The 18,751-nt window shown below is 41.9% G+C and carries 21 protein-coding genes and 5 tRNA genes; 2 read left to right on the top strand and 24 right to left on the bottom strand.

Annotation, left to right across the window (positions count from 1 at the left end):
- Positions 1-44: 44 nt before the first annotated feature.
- From glmM to KSU66_RS12400, 11 genes are all read right to left on the bottom strand, one after another.
- Positions 45-1,394 carry a phosphoglucosamine mutase gene (gene glmM / locus KSU66_RS12450; RefSeq protein WP_269051772.1) on the bottom strand — a complete coding sequence of 450 codons (1,350 nt, stop codon included), beginning with the start codon at positions 1,392-1,394 and terminating at the stop codon, positions 45-47.
- Between the two features lie 41 nt (positions 1,395-1,435).
- Positions 1,436-2,758, bottom strand: a complete 1,323-nt coding sequence (locus tag KSU66_RS12445; protein ID WP_269051771.1) for a CdaR family protein — start codon at positions 2,756-2,758, stop codon at positions 1,436-1,438.
- The gene (cdaA, locus tag KSU66_RS12440; RefSeq protein WP_269051770.1) at positions 2,751-3,590 is read right to left on the bottom strand and encodes a diadenylate cyclase CdaA; all 840 of its coding nucleotides are present in this window, start codon (positions 3,588-3,590) and stop codon (positions 2,751-2,753) included. Before cdaA ends, KSU66_RS12445 begins: the two co-directional genes overlap by 8 nt.
- Positions 3,591-3,716: 126 nt before the next feature.
- A complete protein-coding gene (locus KSU66_RS12435) occupies positions 3,717-4,349 on the bottom strand; it encodes an anti-sigma factor family protein (RefSeq protein WP_269051769.1) in 633 nt (210 codons plus the stop codon).
- 12 nt (positions 4,350-4,361) lie between these two features.
- Positions 4,362-4,925 carry an RNA polymerase sigma factor SigW gene (gene sigW / locus KSU66_RS12430; RefSeq protein ID WP_269051824.1) on the bottom strand — a complete coding sequence of 188 codons (564 nt, stop codon included), beginning with the start codon at positions 4,923-4,925 and terminating at the stop codon, positions 4,362-4,364.
- 466 nt (positions 4,926-5,391) lie between these two features.
- Positions 5,392-6,297, bottom strand: a complete 906-nt coding sequence (rocF, locus tag KSU66_RS12425) for an arginase (RefSeq protein WP_269051768.1) — start codon at positions 6,295-6,297, stop codon at positions 5,392-5,394.
- Positions 6,298-6,486: 189 nt separating this feature from the next.
- A tRNA-Gln gene (locus KSU66_RS12420) sits at positions 6,487-6,557 on the bottom strand.
- Between the two features lie 162 nt (positions 6,558-6,719).
- Positions 6,720-6,801: transfer RNA gene (locus tag KSU66_RS12415), tRNA-Tyr, on the bottom strand.
- Positions 6,802-6,927: 126 nt separating this feature from the next.
- Positions 6,928-6,999: transfer RNA gene (locus KSU66_RS12410), tRNA-Glu, on the bottom strand.
- 61 nt (positions 7,000-7,060) lie between these two features.
- Positions 7,061-7,136 (bottom strand) — tRNA-Thr (locus KSU66_RS12405).
- A 3-nt stretch (positions 7,137-7,139) separates the two neighbouring features.
- Positions 7,140-7,214 (bottom strand) — tRNA-Asn (locus KSU66_RS12400).
- A gap of 216 nt (positions 7,215-7,430) precedes the next feature.
- On the opposite strand from KSU66_RS12400, the gene KSU66_RS12395 reads away from it, so the two are divergent.
- Positions 7,431-8,093, top strand: a complete 663-nt coding sequence (locus tag KSU66_RS12395) for a hypothetical protein (protein WP_269051767.1) — start codon at positions 7,431-7,433, stop codon at positions 8,091-8,093.
- A 44-nt stretch (positions 8,094-8,137) separates the two neighbouring features.
- Here the strand turns inward: KSU66_RS12395 and KSU66_RS12390 are convergent, their stop codons facing one another.
- The gene (locus tag KSU66_RS12390) at positions 8,138-8,821 is read right to left on the bottom strand and encodes a KinB-signaling pathway activation protein (protein ID WP_269051766.1); all 684 of its coding nucleotides are present in this window, start codon (positions 8,819-8,821) and stop codon (positions 8,138-8,140) included.
- A gap of 143 nt (positions 8,822-8,964) precedes the next feature.
- On the opposite strand from KSU66_RS12390, the gene gerD reads away from it, so the two are divergent.
- Positions 8,965-9,567 carry a spore germination lipoprotein GerD gene (gene gerD / locus KSU66_RS12385; protein WP_269051765.1) on the top strand — a complete coding sequence of 201 codons (603 nt, stop codon included), beginning with the start codon at positions 8,965-8,967 and terminating at the stop codon, positions 9,565-9,567.
- Positions 9,568-9,590: 23 nt separating this feature from the next.
- Here gerD and KSU66_RS12380 read toward each other — a convergent pair whose 3' ends face one another.
- The 12 genes from KSU66_RS12380 to KSU66_RS12325 all read right to left on the bottom strand — a co-directional run bounded on the left by KSU66_RS12380 (position 9,591) and on the right by KSU66_RS12325 (position 18,726).
- Positions 9,591-10,649: an Mrp/NBP35 family ATP-binding protein gene (locus KSU66_RS12380; RefSeq protein ID WP_269051764.1), complete on the bottom strand. Its 1,059-nt coding sequence runs from the start codon at positions 10,647-10,649 to the stop codon at positions 9,591-9,593.
- Between the two features lie 79 nt (positions 10,650-10,728).
- On the bottom strand, positions 10,729-11,442 hold the full coding sequence (locus tag KSU66_RS12375) for an N-acetylmuramoyl-L-alanine amidase (RefSeq protein ID WP_269051763.1): 714 nt from the start codon (positions 11,440-11,442) through the stop codon (positions 10,729-10,731).
- A gap of 120 nt (positions 11,443-11,562) precedes the next feature.
- Positions 11,563-11,859, bottom strand: coding sequence for a rhodanese-like domain-containing protein (locus KSU66_RS12370; protein ID WP_269051762.1), 297 nt, complete (start codon positions 11,857-11,859; stop codon positions 11,563-11,565).
- A 60-nt stretch (positions 11,860-11,919) separates the two neighbouring features.
- Positions 11,920-12,627, bottom strand: a complete 708-nt coding sequence (locus KSU66_RS12365) for a YetF domain-containing protein (RefSeq protein WP_443028972.1) — start codon at positions 12,625-12,627, stop codon at positions 11,920-11,922.
- Between the two features lie 197 nt (positions 12,628-12,824).
- Positions 12,825-13,217 (bottom strand): 30S ribosomal protein S9, encoded by a 393-nt coding sequence (rpsI, locus tag KSU66_RS12360; RefSeq protein WP_269051761.1) that lies wholly within the window; start codon positions 13,215-13,217, stop codon positions 12,825-12,827.
- Between the two features lie 19 nt (positions 13,218-13,236).
- Positions 13,237-13,674, bottom strand: coding sequence for a 50S ribosomal protein L13 (gene rplM, locus KSU66_RS12355; protein ID WP_269051760.1), 438 nt, complete (start codon positions 13,672-13,674; stop codon positions 13,237-13,239).
- A 169-nt stretch (positions 13,675-13,843) separates the two neighbouring features.
- The gene (gene truA / locus KSU66_RS12350) at positions 13,844-14,590 is read right to left on the bottom strand and encodes a tRNA pseudouridine(38-40) synthase TruA (protein WP_269051759.1); all 747 of its coding nucleotides are present in this window, start codon (positions 14,588-14,590) and stop codon (positions 13,844-13,846) included.
- A gap of 10 nt (positions 14,591-14,600) precedes the next feature.
- Positions 14,601-15,398: an energy-coupling factor transporter transmembrane component T family protein gene (locus tag KSU66_RS12345; protein WP_269051758.1), complete on the bottom strand. Its 798-nt coding sequence runs from the start codon at positions 15,396-15,398 to the stop codon at positions 14,601-14,603.
- The gene (locus tag KSU66_RS12340; RefSeq protein WP_269051757.1) at positions 15,398-16,267 is read right to left on the bottom strand and encodes an energy-coupling factor ABC transporter ATP-binding protein; all 870 of its coding nucleotides are present in this window, start codon (positions 16,265-16,267) and stop codon (positions 15,398-15,400) included. The genes KSU66_RS12345 and KSU66_RS12340 overlap by 1 nt, the downstream gene beginning before the upstream one ends.
- Complete coding sequence (locus tag KSU66_RS12335) at positions 16,243-17,088, bottom strand: energy-coupling factor ABC transporter ATP-binding protein (RefSeq protein ID WP_269051756.1); 846 nt, start codon at positions 17,086-17,088, stop codon at positions 16,243-16,245. The genes KSU66_RS12340 and KSU66_RS12335 overlap by 25 nt, the downstream gene beginning before the upstream one ends.
- Before the next feature lie 280 nt (positions 17,089-17,368).
- On the bottom strand, positions 17,369-17,749 hold the full coding sequence (gene rplQ / locus KSU66_RS12330; protein WP_269051755.1) for a 50S ribosomal protein L17: 381 nt from the start codon (positions 17,747-17,749) through the stop codon (positions 17,369-17,371).
- 32 nt (positions 17,750-17,781) lie between these two features.
- Complete coding sequence (locus KSU66_RS12325; RefSeq protein ID WP_269051754.1) at positions 17,782-18,726, bottom strand: DNA-directed RNA polymerase subunit alpha; 945 nt, start codon at positions 18,724-18,726, stop codon at positions 17,782-17,784.
- Positions 18,727-18,751 lie beyond the last annotated feature (25 nt).

Raw genomic sequence — 18,751 nt, 5'->3', positions numbered from 1 at the left:
CACTAACTTACGGATACCCTTTTTTGATTTAGAAACGCTGTACTTTACTCGAGACCCATCTCAGCTTGAACAACGTCAACAATTTGTTCAACGTAACGCGCACACGCTTCTTCTGTAGATGCTTCAACCATAACGCGCACAAGCGGTTCGGTTCCAGATGGACGAACAAGCACACGGCCGTCGCCTCCCATTTCCTTTTCTACTTCTGCAATGATAGCTGCGACACGTTCATTTGCAGTTACTGCATTTTTATCTGTGACACGCACATTAATTAGTTTTTGCGGGAAAACTTTCATTTCACTAGCTAAGTCAGAAAGTGTACGCCCTGTCGCCTTCATGATATTGACAAGTTGAAGTCCAGTCAACAAACCGTCACCTGTCGTATTATAGTCGAGGAAAATAATATGACCCGATTGTTCTCCACCGAGATTATAATTGCCTTTTCTCATTTCTTCAACGACGTATTTATCGCCAACAGCCGTTTTCATACTCGTCATGCCATGCTCAGCAAGCGCCTTGTAAAATCCGAGATTACTCATAATTGTCGATACGATTGTATCAGACTTTAAGCGGCCTTCTGATTTTAAATAACGTCCGATAATGAACATAATTTGGTCACCGTCCACAATTTTCCCGTTCTCATCGACAGCGATCAGACGATCTCCATCGCCGTCAAATGCAAGGCCGATATGAGCTTCTTTTTCTACAACAAGAGCTGCCAGCTTTTCAGGATGCGTTGAACCGACACCTTCGTTAATGTTAAGGCCATTTGGTGATGCGCCCATTGTAGATATATCTGCGTCCAGATCTGCGAATACATGGGTCGCCAATGTCGATGTCGCACCATGTGCACAGTCAATTGCCACATGTACGCCCGTGAAGTCCTCATCGACTGTCTGTTTCAAGAACTGAATATATTTATGACCGCCTTCAAAGTATTCCATGATTGAACCTACGCCGGCTCCTGTTGGACGTGGGAGTATATCTTCGGATTCATTCAACAACGCTTCAATTTCTTTTTCTTGTTCGTCGGTTAATTTAAATCCGTCTGCTCCAAAAAACTTAATGCCGTTGTCTGCGACAGGGTTATGCGAAGCGGAAATCATCACACCGGCATCCGCGTTCATGACTCGCGTCAAATAAGAAACTCCTGGCGTACTAATAACCCCAAGTGTCATCACTTCTACCCCAGTCGATAAAAGACCAGCTATGAGCGCACTTTCAAGCATATGACCCGAGATACGGGTATCCCGTCCGACAAGCACTTGTGACTTACCTTCTGTTGCTTTCGTCAACACATGCCCACCGACTCTACCTAATTTAAAAGCAAGCTCGGGTGTCAATTCCTTATTTGCCACTCCACGAATACCATCTGTACCGAAATATTTTTTCATTTCCATTCTCCTTTTCAATCCTGTGCATTCAACGAACATCATCAGGCGAGTTCAATCTTTATAGTCACTTTATCTTCCGTGAGTTCCCAGCTTACTTCTTCTGGGCCTTCAACCGAAACTGAAAAAACTTGCTCACCTTCTTGCGCAATTTCAGCTGCATTTACATAAACAACAAAGTCGGTTTTTTCTAGTTTTTCGATTATCTTACTATCTGCTGTCGCCTTCAGTGTAAGTGCCCCGTTGACTGGTTTTAGAAACATACTAGTAAACTCCGTATCTAAACCTTTTACAGCTATTTGAATATCGTCAAACGTTTTTGTCTCTATTGTTGGTTTGGGGACATCAGTTGAAGCTATATCGTCTTCACTATCGGGGGCCGGGCTTGTGTCTTCGTCTACATCTATATCTGGCTCAGTCTCCGTTTCCGATACAGTTCCTTCTATTTTCACCTTCACCTTTTCCAGAGACATCGAGGAAACACCTATCGGCATTTTCAATTCCACATCTACGGTTCCTAGTTCCTTCACTTTTGAAACGTCTACGTCAACGATCAATTCCCCGATTTCATCTAACACTTTACGTGGTCCATATAACGTAACAATCTTCTCCGCCGCCGTAAGCGAACCGACATCGACGCCCGGAGGTGGATCCCCGATTTTTCTCAATGTAATAGGTACTTCTTTATGGTATTCGGAAACTCCGACTTTGACGGTTACTTCCTCAGGAGAAATAACGACGTTCAATTTATTTAAGTCTTTATCCAATACACGTACCCTAGCTTTTTGTTCGAATGATTTATTGATACCTTCCTCGCCCGTAACAGTTGCCTTTACAAAGCTGATTGCTTCCACAACACTTTTAGCACCCGTCACCTCGATGACTTTAGGTTCAACTTCCATATTTGTAATGTAGAAGTTTTCCTTAAGTAATCGGTCATTTAACTCGGGGTCTACACGAAACGTTTGTGTAATCTTTTCTTCAATCAAAATATCAATCGTTTCCGGCTCAAACTTGACCTTTAGTTTGTCGGATATATTTTCATGTTGTATTTCAACGCGGTGTTCACCCATTGTTAACTCATTTAAATCTACAAACAATGTAAAGTCTTTTAATAACTTTGTTGTTTCTACGATATTTGCCGGGCCTTCAATCGTCATTTGGACCGTTTCAGGAACCCCGGTAACAATTAGGTTTTCATTGTCATAATAAACTTTAACCGGAATATCAGCGATCATGTCAATCTGGTCACCCGGTGATTTCCCGTTAATTTTTCCTTCTTCCCCTTGGATTGAAACGAAAAGAATAACAGCAAGGACTAGGGCAGTAAGACGGAGAAACCATGGGCTATCCATTAACTTATCCATTTTTTCTTCCCCCCCACTTCCACTTGAAGGTCTCCGGTTTCTCAGGTGTTGAACCGAACCATACTTTTTTCAAGCGGACTTCAAATTCCTCCATGCTCATATCCCTGTTTAAATCACCATCGGAAGCAATACTAACCGCTCCTGTTTCTTCGGACACGATAACTGTAATTGCATCGGTCACTTCACTTAAGCCAAGAGCAGCCCTGTGCCGAGTTCCAAGCTCTTTCGAAATAAAAGGACTTTCCGAAAGCGGTAAGTAACAACCTGCAGCAGCAATTTTGTTACGCTGAATAATAACTGCCCCGTCATGAAGAGGTGCGTTTGGTATGAATATATTAATAAGTAATTCAGTAGTCACTTCCGCATTCAACGGGATGCCCGTTTCTATATATTCACTTAAACCCGTTTCTTTTTCTATTGAAATAAGTGCACCTATACGCCGCTTAGCCATATAACTAACAGATTTGGACAGTGCGTCAATAAGCTTGTCTCTTTGTTCTTCTTCTTGCATCATCGTTCGGGCAAACAAACGACCCCGACCTAATTGTTCGAGAGCTCTACGCAATTCCGGTTGGAAAATAATAATAATCGCCAAGAAACCCCATTTGATCACTTGGTCCATCATTGCCCCAAGCGTATCGAGGTGAAATGTCTCTGTCAAAATACGGGCAATCACAATGACAAATATGCCTTTTAATAATTGGACTGCTTTTGTACCTTTTATAATCTTAATCAATTGATAAATAACGAGCCAAACAAGAAGCACATCCACGATATTTATGAAAATGGAAGTAACAGGGCTAGATTCAATTAATTTATCTACAAACGGCATGTGCTTCACCTACCTTCATTCACGGTTTTCTATTTTTATAGTATATCATAATTGAATCGATTTCTCCTCTTTAGGAACAACGAAAAAAGCGTCCTTGTCCGCTTTTGGCGGACAAAGTCGCTTCATTCACTCATCGCCGTCCTTATTTTTTGATGATGGTATAATTTCTTTAGCTGCTGTTTTTATTTTATACCAAAGCCAATCGAATGCTTTTACAATTTCTTCACTTGAGCCCGTGACAACTCCTGTTGATGCCATATATTTAGATCCTTTAATAACCGTCACATTGCCTTCAACTTCCCCTTCAATTCGAAGGTTTCCATTTTTGACAACGATATCTCCTTTTACGATTTCCCCTTTAGGAACGAGAACCGTTTCCCCTTCAATAATTAAGTTTGGCTGTTTGGTCACTGAAAAGTTCTGATCGTTTCCAAAGCTTGAAAACATAGATGCACTCATCAGTACTAAAAACATTACAGCGGCGGCTAATAGTGGGTGGCCTCGTAACCAGCGTTGGAAACCAGCCCGTGGCTTCTCTTTTGGTAGACGAACCATAACGCCATCTACAAAACCACTCGGCGCCTGTATTAAGTTGGCATTTTGAATAAATGAAATCGGCTCGCTTAACTCATCCATCAGTTCTTTACAATTCGTGCATGTATCCAGATGCTCATTCAATTGACGTTCTTCATCGAGACTTATGTCACCGTCTAAATACGAGTGCATATAGTCAATGATTTTTTCCGGACACGTATTCATATCGTTTCCCTCCTACAAATTACCCATCTGTTTTCGAAGAGCAGCTCGGCCTCGATGGACCCGGGTCTTTACGGTCCCTAATGGCAATTCCAAAATGTCACCAATTTCTTGCAGCGGTAGTTCTTCGATATACCGCAAAATGATGACTGAACGATATTTATCGGGAAGTTTACTAATTTCATATTGAATTCTTTTTTGTGTCTCCATTCGTTCTACTTCCTCTTCGGGAAGATCACCATCCGCGGCTATTTGCGAGTACATATCTAACCCTTCTGTACCAGGCACGTTTGCATCGAGATAATAATCCGGTTTTTTCTTCCGAATTCGGTCAATGCATAAGTTCGTGGCAATTCGGAACAGCCATGTTGAAAACTTTCGCTTTTGATCAAACGTGTGAATGTTAATATATGCCCGAACAAAAGCCTCTTGTGCAATATCTTCTGCTTCCTGTGCATTGCTAAGCATCCGGTAGCAAACATGATAAAGTCGATGCTGAAATAAGGTCACAATTTCCTCGAAGGCATCTTGATTCCCTTTCAATACTTCATTTATTCGTTTATTCACCAAGTCATCCATCGCATTTTCCCCTCCGCTCCGTGCGGCTGTTCCTTCTATACGAATGAAGGCATCAACAAGTTTCATTTTTTCGCATTATATTTTATTATCTACGTTGAATTACAGATTCTAACCTGAATAAGTCCAATGATAATCGCTTTACCGAGCCGTTGATGTTCGTTCCAAGCGGACGCTTTCCACGGGGTCTCGCCTGGACAAAGAGAGAGAGTGAACTTTCTCTCCCCATCTTTGCCTTGCTTTTCCCGCTGGAGTCGCTGCTTTTACTACACTCAACTAGGTGTCTTATTCATAAGTTCAATTTATACAGTTTATCAGAAAACGGAGACCATTTCCACAATATTCCTAAACTAGACGGATTAGTTTATGCAAAAAAGATTCATCCCATTTATATGAATGAACCCTTTTAGTAATATGTCGGTTGAAATAAAGAATTTCTTCTAACATGCCTCATTTCAACGTATACAAATTATATGAGCGTTTCTCCAAACAACGAACCCATTAGACCGACTGCGACGTCTGCCGTTTTGTTTTTTTCGTCAAGAATTGGATTCACTTCAACAAATTCAACTGAAGTAATAACTCCCGCGGCATCCAACATTTCCATTGCGAGATGACTTTCCCTATAACTAATTCCACCTGGTACAGGAGTTCCAACACCCGGTGTATATAAAGGATCTAGTCCATCTAAATCAAGCGATAAGTGAACGCCATCCACTTCTTTTGAACGTAAATAAGCAAGTGCCTCATCCATAACAGCCGACATACCGTATCGATCGATTTCGTGCATCGAAAATACTTTAACCCCTTTTTCCTTAATCAATAGGCGTTCGCCTGGATCAACAGAGCGCGCACCAATGATTACAATGTTTTCGGGTTTAACTTTCTGCCCTTCACTATGTAAGTTAACAAGGCTGCTATGTCCAAGCCCCATACTAACAGCAAGCGGCATCCCATGAATATTTCCCGATGGTGACGTTTCCGCAGTATTCATATCTGCATGTGCGTCATACCAAATAACCCCAAGATTATTATACTTTTTCGCAAGTCCTGCAAGTGTTCCAATTGCAATACTATGGTCTCCGCCAAGAACGAGTGGGAAATTCCCACTATCCACAACTTCTTCAACCTTTTGCGCAAGCCTCTTATTCGCTTTAATCACTTCATCTAAATTTTTAAGCCCTGAATTGTTATCTTCAACAAGTTCTGTAACATCGACATCGATATCGCCTTCATCTATCACTTCATGACCAATTGCTTCGAGTCTAGCCACAGCACCTGCATAACGAATTGCACTCGGTCCCATGTTAACCCCGCGGCGACTTTGTCCGAGATCTAGCGGTACACCAATTATTGAAATCGTTTCCTTATTCACGTTATACTACCTCCTAAAAGTCATTACTTCTATTGTAAGTCCTGAGTAGTCATTGGCTCAACCCAACACAAAGGTGAATAATTATTCGTTGTGCTACCCGATTATAAATGCATACAAAAAAACCTTTCTATTTTAATAAGAAAGGTTTTTTGTTCTTATTTTAAGTATTAAGAAACTTGTTGAAATTGACTGGGGTAGCTGGATTCGAACCAACGATGACGGAGTCAAAGTCCGATGCCTTACCGCTTGGCTATACCCCACTAATAGAAATGAATAGTGACTGCTTTTCATAAGTTCACACTGGATTTATGCAACATAAGTGCCTGTTGCAAAATTTCAAAAAAGTTCTTTAGGCATGTTTCACATGCGTGGATAGATTGGATAGCTATTTTCGAATGCAAAGCATTCTGCAAAAGCTTTAATGGTGGGGGGCAGATTCGAACTGCCGAACCCAGAGGGAGCGGATTTACAGTCCGCCGCGTTTAGCCACTTCGCTACCCCACCAAGATAAAATAGTCTTTATACATTATGTAACTTTTTTGGACATGCTATGCATCATGGAAAGATATTTTTGAATGCTGTGCATTCAAGGTAAACTCTTTTCAATACTTCGTATTGAAAAAGTTCTAATGACCCCTACGGGATTCGAACCCGTGATACCGCCGTGAAAGGGCGGTGTCTTAACCGCTTGACCAAGGGGCCTTAGTTAAAATTCTGCTTCGTTGTTCTACTTGCTTCTCCAACCTTTAACGAGAAGTTTCTCTGGAGCTTCCAGCCGGAATCGAACCGACGACCTCTTCCTTACCATGGAAGCACTCTACCTACTGAGCTATGGAAGCATATGGCTCCGCAGGTAGGATTCGAACCTACGACCGATCGGTTAACAGCCGATTGCTCTACCACTGAGCTACTGCGGAATAATCTTATTTTGTTGCAAGTAGGAATTCATGACACAATTCATTATACCAATTAAAATAATTATTTCAAGCCCAACATACATTTCACTAAGTAAATCTTTTTAATGCGCTACCTATATTCCCCGACAGCAACTTTTATACAATAACACACTTTTATCATATCTGTCAACCCTACAACATAAAGTATATATAGATTGTAACTAAGGGGGACAACATATGCGTAAAAAATTATTCATTATTTTTCTTATGTGCTTTGGACTTATTGTATTATTTCCCCCGTCGCCCAAAAATACACCGCTCACTTCCGTCTTTCGTCTAACCGACAAACCTATCACCATCACACACGGTACGTACGGATCTGCTCTTACTGTCAATATTTCATTTGGCAACGAAGAAATTGGGCAATGGATTCAAGAGCTTGAAAAACCTTACCCTTTTCTTTTTATTGATATGGATTGGGCGGGTCGTTATCCCGAGATTATCCGACTCATTAACGAAAAAAATATACCAACTGGACTTCTAGGAAATGAAGGAACCGCATACGAGAAAGATGCAACAATCCTTCTTAACCAGCTAGAACAATACGAAGACTTTTTTTCCATGAAACCTCTTTGGTTTAGAACTGCGGATGAGGTATTCCCTTTTTTCTTACGCAGTCTGCTAGTGGAAGTCGAAGTGAACGCACTTAGTTCTTCATTTAAATGGCAAGGTGGTCATATTCCCCCAATGACTGAGGGAGAAATCATCTCTGTTTCACATCAGCGTGATGACCGCGTATCTTTAATCGAACTAAACAAACTGTTTGAAAGCCGCGATTTCCATTCAGTCGAGGATGTCATCTTTGGATTATCTGTGAAGACGAAGAAAATTCCTAAATGAAAAAACCAGCACAGTCGGCCAAAGTAACGGCTACTGTGCTGGTTTTATTTTGCCGAAGCAGTGTTTTTATCCGCTTTTCTGCGGGCTTTTTTACGTTCGTCAAGTCTGGCTTTGTCTTTGTCTGACATTGTATTGTATTTTGGAAGTGCCAATAACTGATACGCATTCACCGCAAGTAGTGGGAATAAAAGAATCGTTACCCATGTGTCAATATTACCTGAGCGCACCATAAGTGCTGGTAACCATTCAAGCGTTGTAATGACAATCATGAAAAATAATGCCGAAATTAGTGTATGTTTTTTCGTCCATTTTGCTTTGAAATAAGCAGTGACAGACGCCGTAAGTACAAGTGCCGCAAGAAGCCCTAAGTACAAGAGCGTTCGCCCTGTCTCCCCCGATGTCAGACGGAACCTGAAAAAGATAAGATCGAATAACACAATTGCGATAATGAGAAGTTGTACCCAATTCCACAACGTCAGTGATTTAAACATGTTGACGCCAAATTGGTGAACCGTCAAATAGGCAAAGAAGCCCATTTGTGCAACGACACTCATCGTAAATCCAAGAAAAACCATCCATAGAAGCGCTAAAGTAAATTGCCCTATTTCTCCTGCTGCTAAATATTCTGAAAAGAATTCCCAGCGAACAATTAATCCTAAAACCGCTGTAACGAATCCTCCAATTAGTAATCCATTAAAAAAGAACTTAACCCAATTTCGTATGGTCACGACTGTAATCCTCCATTTTTCATTGCTCCCAATAGTGTAACAACATTTTCTTGGAAAATCTATTTCCTTTCATCGGTTCATGCATATAATACGCCATTATGTGAACAATAAATGAAAATGCTACTCGAAGGGAATGGAATCCCGTGAAAAATAAACTTATTCAACTCGTTGTTATTGTCTTTCTACTCGTTGGTTGTAGCGCACAACAGACCCAACCGTCCTACGATGAAATGAAAAAAATGATGACCGATGCATTACAAACAGAAGACGGCAAAAAAGCGCTTCGTCAAACACTTGCTGACCCAGAATTTCGTGAACTTATCGTTTTGGAACATCCCGAAGTAAAGAAATCGATTGAAGAAACATTACTCTCCGAAAAAGGTGAGAAGTTTTGGAAGAAGACGTTTGAAGATCCAAAGTTCACTGAAACAATCGCTAAAAGTATGAAAGGACAACAACAAGACGTGATGAAAGAGCTGATGAATGATGCTTCGTTCCAAAAAGAAATGGAGGAGTTCTTTGGACAACCCGATATGCAAAAACAATTGGAAACCGTGATGCAATCCGCAAATATGAAAGAACATCTCGAAAAGGTTGTCGAAGAAACGATTAATAGCCCATTACTTCAAATAAAGTGGCAAGAACTCATTATGGCGGCGGATAAAGCTTCGGAAAAAGATAGTTCATCTGGTGGTAAAAAAGAAGAAAAAAAACCTGAAGAAAATAAAAACGGAGGGGGCAAATAGCCTCCTTCGCTTTTACTTCACGCTTATTTTTTTAATTTTTTGGAAATGTTTTTTGCAATATCCGTGTAAATTTGTCCAATTGGATGATCCTCTGCGTAAACAGATGGCGCAAAGTCCTCTTCATTCCAATCCGGTTGTCCAAGTGGAATTTGACCAAGCAAGTCCGTGCGAAGTTCCTCGGCAAGTCGGACACCGCCACCTTGACCGAATACAAATTCACGTTCGCTTGAATGTTTTGATTCGAACCAAGACATATTTTCAATAACGCCAAGCAATGCATGTTCTGTTTGCAATGCCATTGCTCCCGCACGTGCAGCAACGAATGCAGCTGTAGGATGCGGAGTCGTTACAATAATTTCTTTCGAAGTAGGAATCATCTGGTGAATATCAAGCGCGATGTCCCCTGTGCCCGGTGGCAAGTCAAGAAGTAAGTAATCAAGATCTCCCCACTCGACATCACGGAAAAATTGATCTAGCGCTTTTCCAAGCATCGGACCACGCCATACAACAGGCGCATTGTCTTCAACGAAAAAGCCCATCGAAATTACTTTTACGCCGAAACGTTCCACTGGAATAATTCGATTTTCTTTAACGACAGGTAAAGCTGTAACACCCATCATATCCGGTACACTAAAACCATAAATATCGGCATCGATTAAGCCGACTTTCTTTCCAAGACGAGCAAGCGCAACAGCAAGGTTAACCGATACCGTCGACTTACCGACGCCGCCTTTACCCGATGCAATCGAAATAAATTCAACATTGCTCATCGGTGATAAAAGATCTTGAGCTTCTGATGCAGTCACATCGCCACGGAACTGTTCAAGCACTTCTTTTGGTAATTCTTCAAAGCGAATCCCAACCGAATCTGCGCCCGCACCTTTTATAATTTCAACAACTTTCATTTGGAACGGTAGCTGTTCTGCTGTGTTGATTTTGGCAAGCGCTAGTTTAACGCTTACGTGATTCTTCTCTTCCCTAATTGAAACTTCTGAAATACCATTTGTTTCAGCAAGCGTTTTATGTAGAAACGGGTCTTTCAGCTGGCCTACCAACTCTCGAACTGTTTGTTCATTTATCAAATTAAACACCCCTTGGAGGATTAGTCGTTTACCCTCCAAGTATACCATAGTGCATAACGACTATCGGTTATACACGCTCTCACTTCTCCTCCGCTTCCATAAATGCAATAATTCCATCCATAATTGCATCGGCCAGTTTGTCTTGGTATTTCGAGTCCGTTAGAAGGGCGCGCTCTTCGTCGTTTGACAAGAAACCTGTCTCAACGAGGACAGATGGCATTGGTGCTTTCTTCAGTAGATATACGCCGCTTATCGCCATCGCTTCACGTTCCGTATTTTGTAACGTGTCTATAAAAGACTGTTGAATGGCCTTTGCCAAAAATTCACCGTTCGGATGACCGCCTTCGTGATAAAAAACTTGTGCGCCACGCCATCTTTCCTCGGGTATTGAATTCACATGCACACTAATAAAGACATCCGGATTTTCATTGATTGCGATACTTTCACGCAGTTTCAAATCGGCTAGTTTTCGGGAACGAGTTGAACCAAACTTATCTGCCGGTGCATGTTCTGCGAGTGCATCGCCTTCTTTCTCGCGCGTCATAATAACCGTCGCACCTTTCTTTTCAAGACGTTTTGCCAACTTATGCCCAATACTCAGGGTAATGTCACGTTCTACAATTTCACCCGAAGAAGCCCCTCCGTCCAGTCCACCATGTCCAGGATCAATAACGATCTTGACTCCCCCCAGCTCAGCAGGCATAAAAAACTTCTTTTCTGACGCTTTTGCACCATAAAGGACGACTCCAAGTGAACAAGCAAATATAATTCCAATGATTATCCATCGCCTCATACTGACACCGCCTTTTTCCTTAACTATACGCAAATGCTAAGGAATTTATGTCGGGAAGCGTTGGTGAAATCCATGCTGAAATAAAAAAAGGAACCATCCAGGGCTCCTTTTCACACTTTATTATTCAGTTTGACCTTCCCACTCAAGCATTCCGCCTACCATATTCGTAGCGTCATACCCTTCTTCCGTTAGGAACTCTGTTGCGCGCCCACTACGGCCACCTGATCGACAGATGACAACATAGGCTTTCGACTTGTCGAACTCGCTAATACGCGCCGCTACGTCACCGAGAGGGATGTGAATCGCACCGGGAATAATCCCTTCCGCCACTTCATCGGCTTCCCGAACATCCACCAAATTGAGCTGTTCACCCTTATTTAGTAATTCTTGAACTTCTGTCGTTGTAATTTCTTTCATGATAAATCCCCCTCGTTTCATTATGCATTTATCATACCGAATTTCTCATGAAATAGAAAATCAACTGTCCTCTTTTTTCAAATCTGTAAACAACGAACCATCCGTTTGGATTTGTGCGTAAAACACCTTCTCAACGGAATCAATTCCTTTTTTCCGTAACTTCTTCAAGACCCATTCTTCTGTTATCTTTAGTTCTACTAAGTTTTTCTGTACAAACTTGCCATCAGAAATAACTTCGGAAGGCATATACTTTGGCAATGTCACAGGCGCCTGCACATCTTGCTTCGTAGCTCCTTGTTGCGCAGTTTTTTTCATGACACTTAGTTCGCCGTTCGTTTCCATTACTGCATAATGGACGTCTTGAATCGAGAAGATTGACTGCTCCCTTAGCAACATCAACAAATCATCCACATGTAAACGCATTTTTTTCATGGCCTTTTCCATAATAACCCCGTCTTTTATTATAATTGACGGCTCATCATCAACAATGACTCGGAATTTAGCAGATTTTAGTGACAGATAACTCATCAATAGCGTTAGGACAGCCCACCAAATTAAAGCGATTAACCCATCTACAAAAGGGACGTCTGTTTGTCCCGCCATTTCTGCCGCAATCGAGCCAAACGCTATACCCGTTATATAGTGGAAAAAGGTTAACTGACTCAATTGTTTCTTTCCCAGAATCCTCGCTAGTATTAGAAGTGCTGCAAAAGCCAACGTTGTTCGGATAATCATTTCCCAAAAGTTGAAATCCATCAATTCCTTAATTGACACGTTTTCACTGCTCCTCACTATAAAATATATAGTCAGCCGTAGTGTGGACTTCATTTCGTTTTGTATTCAAAGAAAAAGGTCTCTAGAGACAATTAGACAACCCTAACATTATGACAGCGTTCTTTTATCTTACTTTTCATAATAAAAAACCCTCCCCCGACAATGTCGAGAAAGGGCTGTAATAAATGATATTAACGTTTTGAGAATTGTGGTGCACGACGTGCGCCTTTAAGACCGTATTTTTTACGTTCTTTCATGCGTGAATCACGTGTTAAGAATCCTGCTGATTTAAGTGCTGCACGGAAATCAGGGTCTACGTTTAATAGTGCACGTGCAACGCCGTGGCGAATTGCGCCTGCTTGTCCTGTGTATCCGCCACCGTGGACGTTTACAAGGATATCGTAGCTTCCTAGAGTTTCTGTAGTAACAAGTGGTTGCTTAATAACTTCACGCAATGTTTCAAATGGTACGTAGTCTTCTACGTCACGGTTGTTGATGATGATTTGTCCATCACCAGGAACTAGACGTACGCGAGCTACTGAACTTTTACGACGGCCAGTGCCGAGATATTGTACTTGTGCCAAAGGTGTTTCCTCCTCTTAATTATCCGCGAAGTTCGAATACTTCCGGTTTTTGTGCTGTATGCGGATGATCCGGTCCAGCGTATACGTTTAGTTTCTTGAATGTTTGACGACCTAGAGGACCTTTTGGAAGCATTCCTTTAATCGCAAGTTCAAGCATTTTTGTTGGGTAATTTGTACGCATTTCAAGAGCCGTACGTTGTTTCATATTACCCGTGTAACCTGAGTGACGGTAATAAATTTTGTCTTTCAATTTGTTACCTGTTAGTTCGATTTTCTCAGCGTTGATGATGATTACGTGATCACCTGTGTCAACGTTTGGTGTGAAAGTCGGTTTATGTTTACCACGCAAAAGCTGTGCCACTTCAGAAGCAAGACGACCGAGCGTCTGTCCTTCAGCGTCGACAACGAGCCATTTACGCTCTACTTCGTGACCTTTAGCCATGAATGTTGTACGCATGTTTTTGTCCTCCTAAATAAATACAATGTCTGTTTCATTTTCTCTATCCCTAAACACAAATAACCTTCCGGGGCTTGTTTGTGGGGTTTTAGAATTACCATTATTCATCATATAACGGATTTCACATTAAGTCAAGCATATCTGTCAATATACACGTGGTGAAGTTGCTTTAGTTATCATACGTCACGTTGTTCAAGTATAAACCGTGTGCTGGCGCGGTTTTCCCTGCTGCTGTACGGTCTTTTAATTCAAGTATTCGTTTCACATCAGACGGGGAATCCCATCCCTTGCCAACCGCCAGTAACATACCTGCAATCGTGCGTACCATGTTATACAAAAAACCATTGCCTTCGATTGTCATAATGAGCAAATCGCCTTGTTCTTCAACGGTTAACACGTTCACCGTACGCACTTTATTACTCGTTGCGGTTTTCGATGAACAAAAACTTGTGAAGTCATGCGTTCCGATTAAGTAGACAGCCGCTTCTTGCATTTTCTTAACATCCAATTTCCAGTTTTCGAGATGAACCGAATAGTTTCGTTCAAAAGGAGAGTGAACCTCACTGAACGACCATTTGTAAATATACGTTTTACCCGTAGCAGAGTAACGGGCATGAAAACTTTCGTCCACATACTCCGCACCAACAATCCGAATATCCGTTGGAAGGAGTACATTTAGTGCCATTTGCCATTTATCAGGCGGCAGTGAGAGTGCCGTATCGAAGTGAATAACTTGACCATTCGCATGCACACCCGCATCTGTCCTACCGCTTGCTACGGAGTGTGCTTGTTTGTTTTTGTGGATCTTTACTAATGCTTTATCGATTTCAGACTGAACGGTTCGCATACCCGGTTGTGATTGATAACCCGCGAAATTTGTACCGTCATAAGAAACAACTGCTTTTACGCGATTCATCGAAATCCTCCTAACCTCTTAAGAAATAGAGGCCAATAACTAAAACGCCAAGTATGATCATTGCAACGTTGTCACGAAAGCCCCATGCCAACTTCCGATACCGGGTTCTTCCTTCGCCTCCACGGTAGCCACGGACCTCCATAGCGACCGCCAAATCCTCAGCGCGTTTGAATGCACTGACAAACAAAGGTACGAGCAGTGGAATGACTGCACGCACTCGCTGCTTCATCGAACCCGTACTGATATCCGATCCACGTGCCAATTGTGCTTTCAAAATCTTATCGGTTTCGTCCATAAGAGTGGGGATGAAACGAAGAGAAATTGACATCATCAAGGCCAGTTCATGGACGGGTAATTTAAATCGTTTGAACGGATTCAAAAGATCCTCCATACCGTCCGTAATTGAAATCGGAGATGTCGTAAGCGTAAGAATCGATGTCATTAACACGAGAATAAGAAAGCGAGTCGAAATGAATATCCCTTGCCGCAAACCTTCCTCGTAAATCTTAATGAATTTCCAATCGACTAAAAGAGCCCCTTCTTTCGTAAAGAAAATATGCATAAGCAACGTAAATATAATGAGGATCAAAATCGGTTTCAGCCCATTAAGAAGAAAATACAAACGGATTCTCGAAACAAATATAACGAGTAACGTAAACGCTACTAACAGCCCGTATGTCCACCCATTATTCGCAATAAAAACGGCAATAATAAACAGGAATACAAATGACAACTTGGAACGAGGATCCAGCTTATGAATAAACGACGTTCCTGGGATAAAGCGACCAAAAATCATCTTTTCCAACATTAACGGTCACCTACTTCCCCAATCGCTTCCGCAATTGCTTCTGCAAGTTTTTCTTCAGTCAATGCCAAGATCGGTAAACTTCGTCCAATCAATTGTTCAAACTTGCGTTGAAACTTTACCGAACGAGGTAAACCAAGCCTGTATGTAGCAAGCTTCAAGTCATCACTGAAAACTTCTTCTGGTGTACCGCTCATCACCGAAGTTCCATCATGCATGACAAGAATATTATCTGCATAACGCGCTGCATCTTCCATGCTATGTGTGACTAAAATTGTCGTTAAACTTTCTTGTTTGTGAAGTATATTAAATAACTCCATAATTTCTTTACGCCCTCGCGGATCAAGCCCCGCCGTCGGTTCATCCAGCACAAGGACAGACGGTTTGAATGCGAGAACACCGGCAATTGCAACTCGTCGCATCTGCCCCCCCGATAAGTCAAAAGGGGATTTTTCTGCAACATCTTCAGGTAGTCCTAGGAGAGTGATTAGTTCATATGCTCGTCTTTTGGCTTCCGCTTCATCGACCCCAAAATTCATCGGCCCAAACATAATATCTTTGACGACCGTCTCCTCAAAAAGCTGATGCTCTGGAAACTGAAAAACAATCCCCACATGTCGGCGAATTTCTTTCAATCCTTTTGCCTTTGTCCCAGCAGTAATTGTCCGGTCACCAATTTTAACGACACCTTCAGAAGGTTTTAGCAAGCCGTTTAGATGCATGAGCAACGTCGACTTGCCCGAACCTGTATGCCCAATAATTGCCGTATATGAGCCTGAATGTATTGTGGCATCCACTCCTTGCAATGCCCTTTTTTCAAAGGGGGAATCTTTACCGTATAAATAACCTACTTGCTGAAGTGAGATGTCCATAATTCATTCACCAACTCTTCTTCTGTCATATGTTCCCCTTGAAGCTCAATTCCCAATTTACGCAACAGGTCGGATACTTTCATAGCGAACGGTAAATCCAATCCGATTTCCTCAAGTTCCTTACCGTTAGTAAATAGTTGTTTGGGCGTTCCCGTTGTGAAAATCTGCCCTTTATTCATCACAATAATTCGGTCTGCGAGCAATGCCTCTTCAAGATCATGTGTAATTGAAACGACTGTAAGGCCTGTTTTTTTTTGTAATTCCTGAACGATTTGGATCACTTCATCTCGCCCTTGCGGATCAAGCATTGAAGTGGCCTCGTCCATAATTAGCAAATTCGGTTTCATGGCAAGCGCCCCGGCTATTGCGACCCGTTGTTTTTGACCACCAGAAAGATGATGCGGCTCATGATTGAGGAATTCTGCCATATTCACTTGGGCAAGCGACTCGTGAACACGGGTTACCATTTCTTCAAAAGGAACCCCATTGTTTTCGAGCGCAAATGCGACATCATCTTGGACCGTAGAACCGACAAACTGGTTATCCGGATTTTGAAATACAATACCCATCTTCGAACGGGTATCCCATATGCTCTCGGCTGTTAGTTTTTCCGTAAAAACATGTACATCGCCAGCATCGGGGAATATAAGTCCTATCATCAACTTAGCGAGAGTCGATTTACCAGATCCATTATGCCCAACAATCGCAATCCATTCACCGTCATTTACGGCGAATGAGACCCCTTCAACCGCCGTTCTCGTGTTCTCGTCTTCAGATGGATACGAATACGTTATATTTTCCATCGATAATATTTCTTTCATTGCCGTCACCTCTGGATTACTGCATTTTATGTATACAAATGAGGGTTCTCAACATAATGCAAAGAACCCTCATTTTGGGTAAAAAAAAGCGCGCACCTCATCCGAAGAAATGCGCTCACATCTATTACTAGTGCCGGGTGCTCAATCCGGTACCGCGGATGAGGTGCGTAGAGCTAGACCAGACGAATTAATCGACGATCATAACACTCAGCTTTTAAATTTGTCATATAAATCATAGTACAAAAGGGGTGCAACTTCGGCACCCCTTTTAACAATAAAATTAAACGAGTTCGATTACGACGACAGGTGCACCGTCACCGCGGCGAGGTCCCATTTTCATGATGCGCGTGTATCCACCTTGACGCTCTGCGTAACGCGGAGCAACATCATCAAACAACTTTTGGATTGCAAAGATTTCTCTTTCCTCGCCATCGTCATTTGTTGTTGTAACGAGTTCACGTCGAATGTATTGTGCAGCTTGACGACGTGCATGCAAATCTCCACGTTTTCCAAGTGTAATCATTTTTTCAACAACCGAACGCAATTCTTTTGCGCGGGCTTCTGTTGTTTGAATACGCTCGTGTACGATTAGATCAGTTGTCAGGTCGCGAAGCATTGCTTTACGTTGTGAACTTGTACGTCCAAGTTTTCTGTATCCCATAAAAGTTTCCCTCCTTCAAACTATAAGGTTACTCAATCCTCTGTTCGTAACTCGAGATTGAGATCCACTAGCTTCGCTTTCACTTCTTCAAGTGATTTACGACCTAGATTTCGTACTTTCATCATTTCGTCTTCAGACTTGTTTGCAAGTTCGAGAACGGTATTAATTCCTGCACGTTTCAGGCAGTTATAAGATCTCACGGAAAGGTCAAGTTCTTCAATCGTCATCTCTAGAACTTTCTCTATCTGATCTTCCTCTTTTTCTACCATGATTTCTGCAGTTTGTGCCTCGTCTGTCATGCCAACAAATATATTTAAATGCTCAGTTAGAATTTTCGCCCCGAGTGAAACAGCTTCTTTAGGACCAATACTTCCATCTGTCCAAACATCAAGTGTTAGTTTGTCGAAGTTTGCCATTTGACCAACTCGAGTATTTTCCACTTGAAAGTTAACCCGCGAGACTGGTGTATACACCGAGTCAATTGGAATTACACCAATTGCAAGATCTTCTCTTTTGTTCATATCAGAAGGAGCATAACCACGACCACGTACAGCATACATACGCATGCGTAAATGTCCGTTTTTCCCAAGAGTTGCGATATGTTGTTCAGGATTCAGAACTTCTACATCACTGTCATGCGTAATATCCGCAGCAGTAACAATTCCTTCACCTTTCACATCTATCTCTATAACTTTTTCTTCATCTGAATAAATTTTAAGAGCTAGCTTTTTCACGTTCAAAACGATTGATGCGACGTCTTCAACGACACCTTCAACAGTTGAAAATTCGTGAAGTACACCGTCAATTTGAATTGACGTTACAGCCGCTCCCGGCAATGAAGAAAGAAGGATGCGACGCAAGGAATTACCTAATGTATTTCCATACCCGCGCTCTAGTGGCTCAATTATAAACTTGCCAAACTTAGAATCTTCGCTGATCTTAACTGCTTCAATTTTTGGTTTCTCAATTTCGATCATTCGTTTACCCTCCTTCAAAACATCT

This window comes from Sporosarcina sp. G11-34 (genome assembly GCF_026931025.1).
This window is presented reverse-complemented; position numbering and strand designations above follow the sequence as displayed.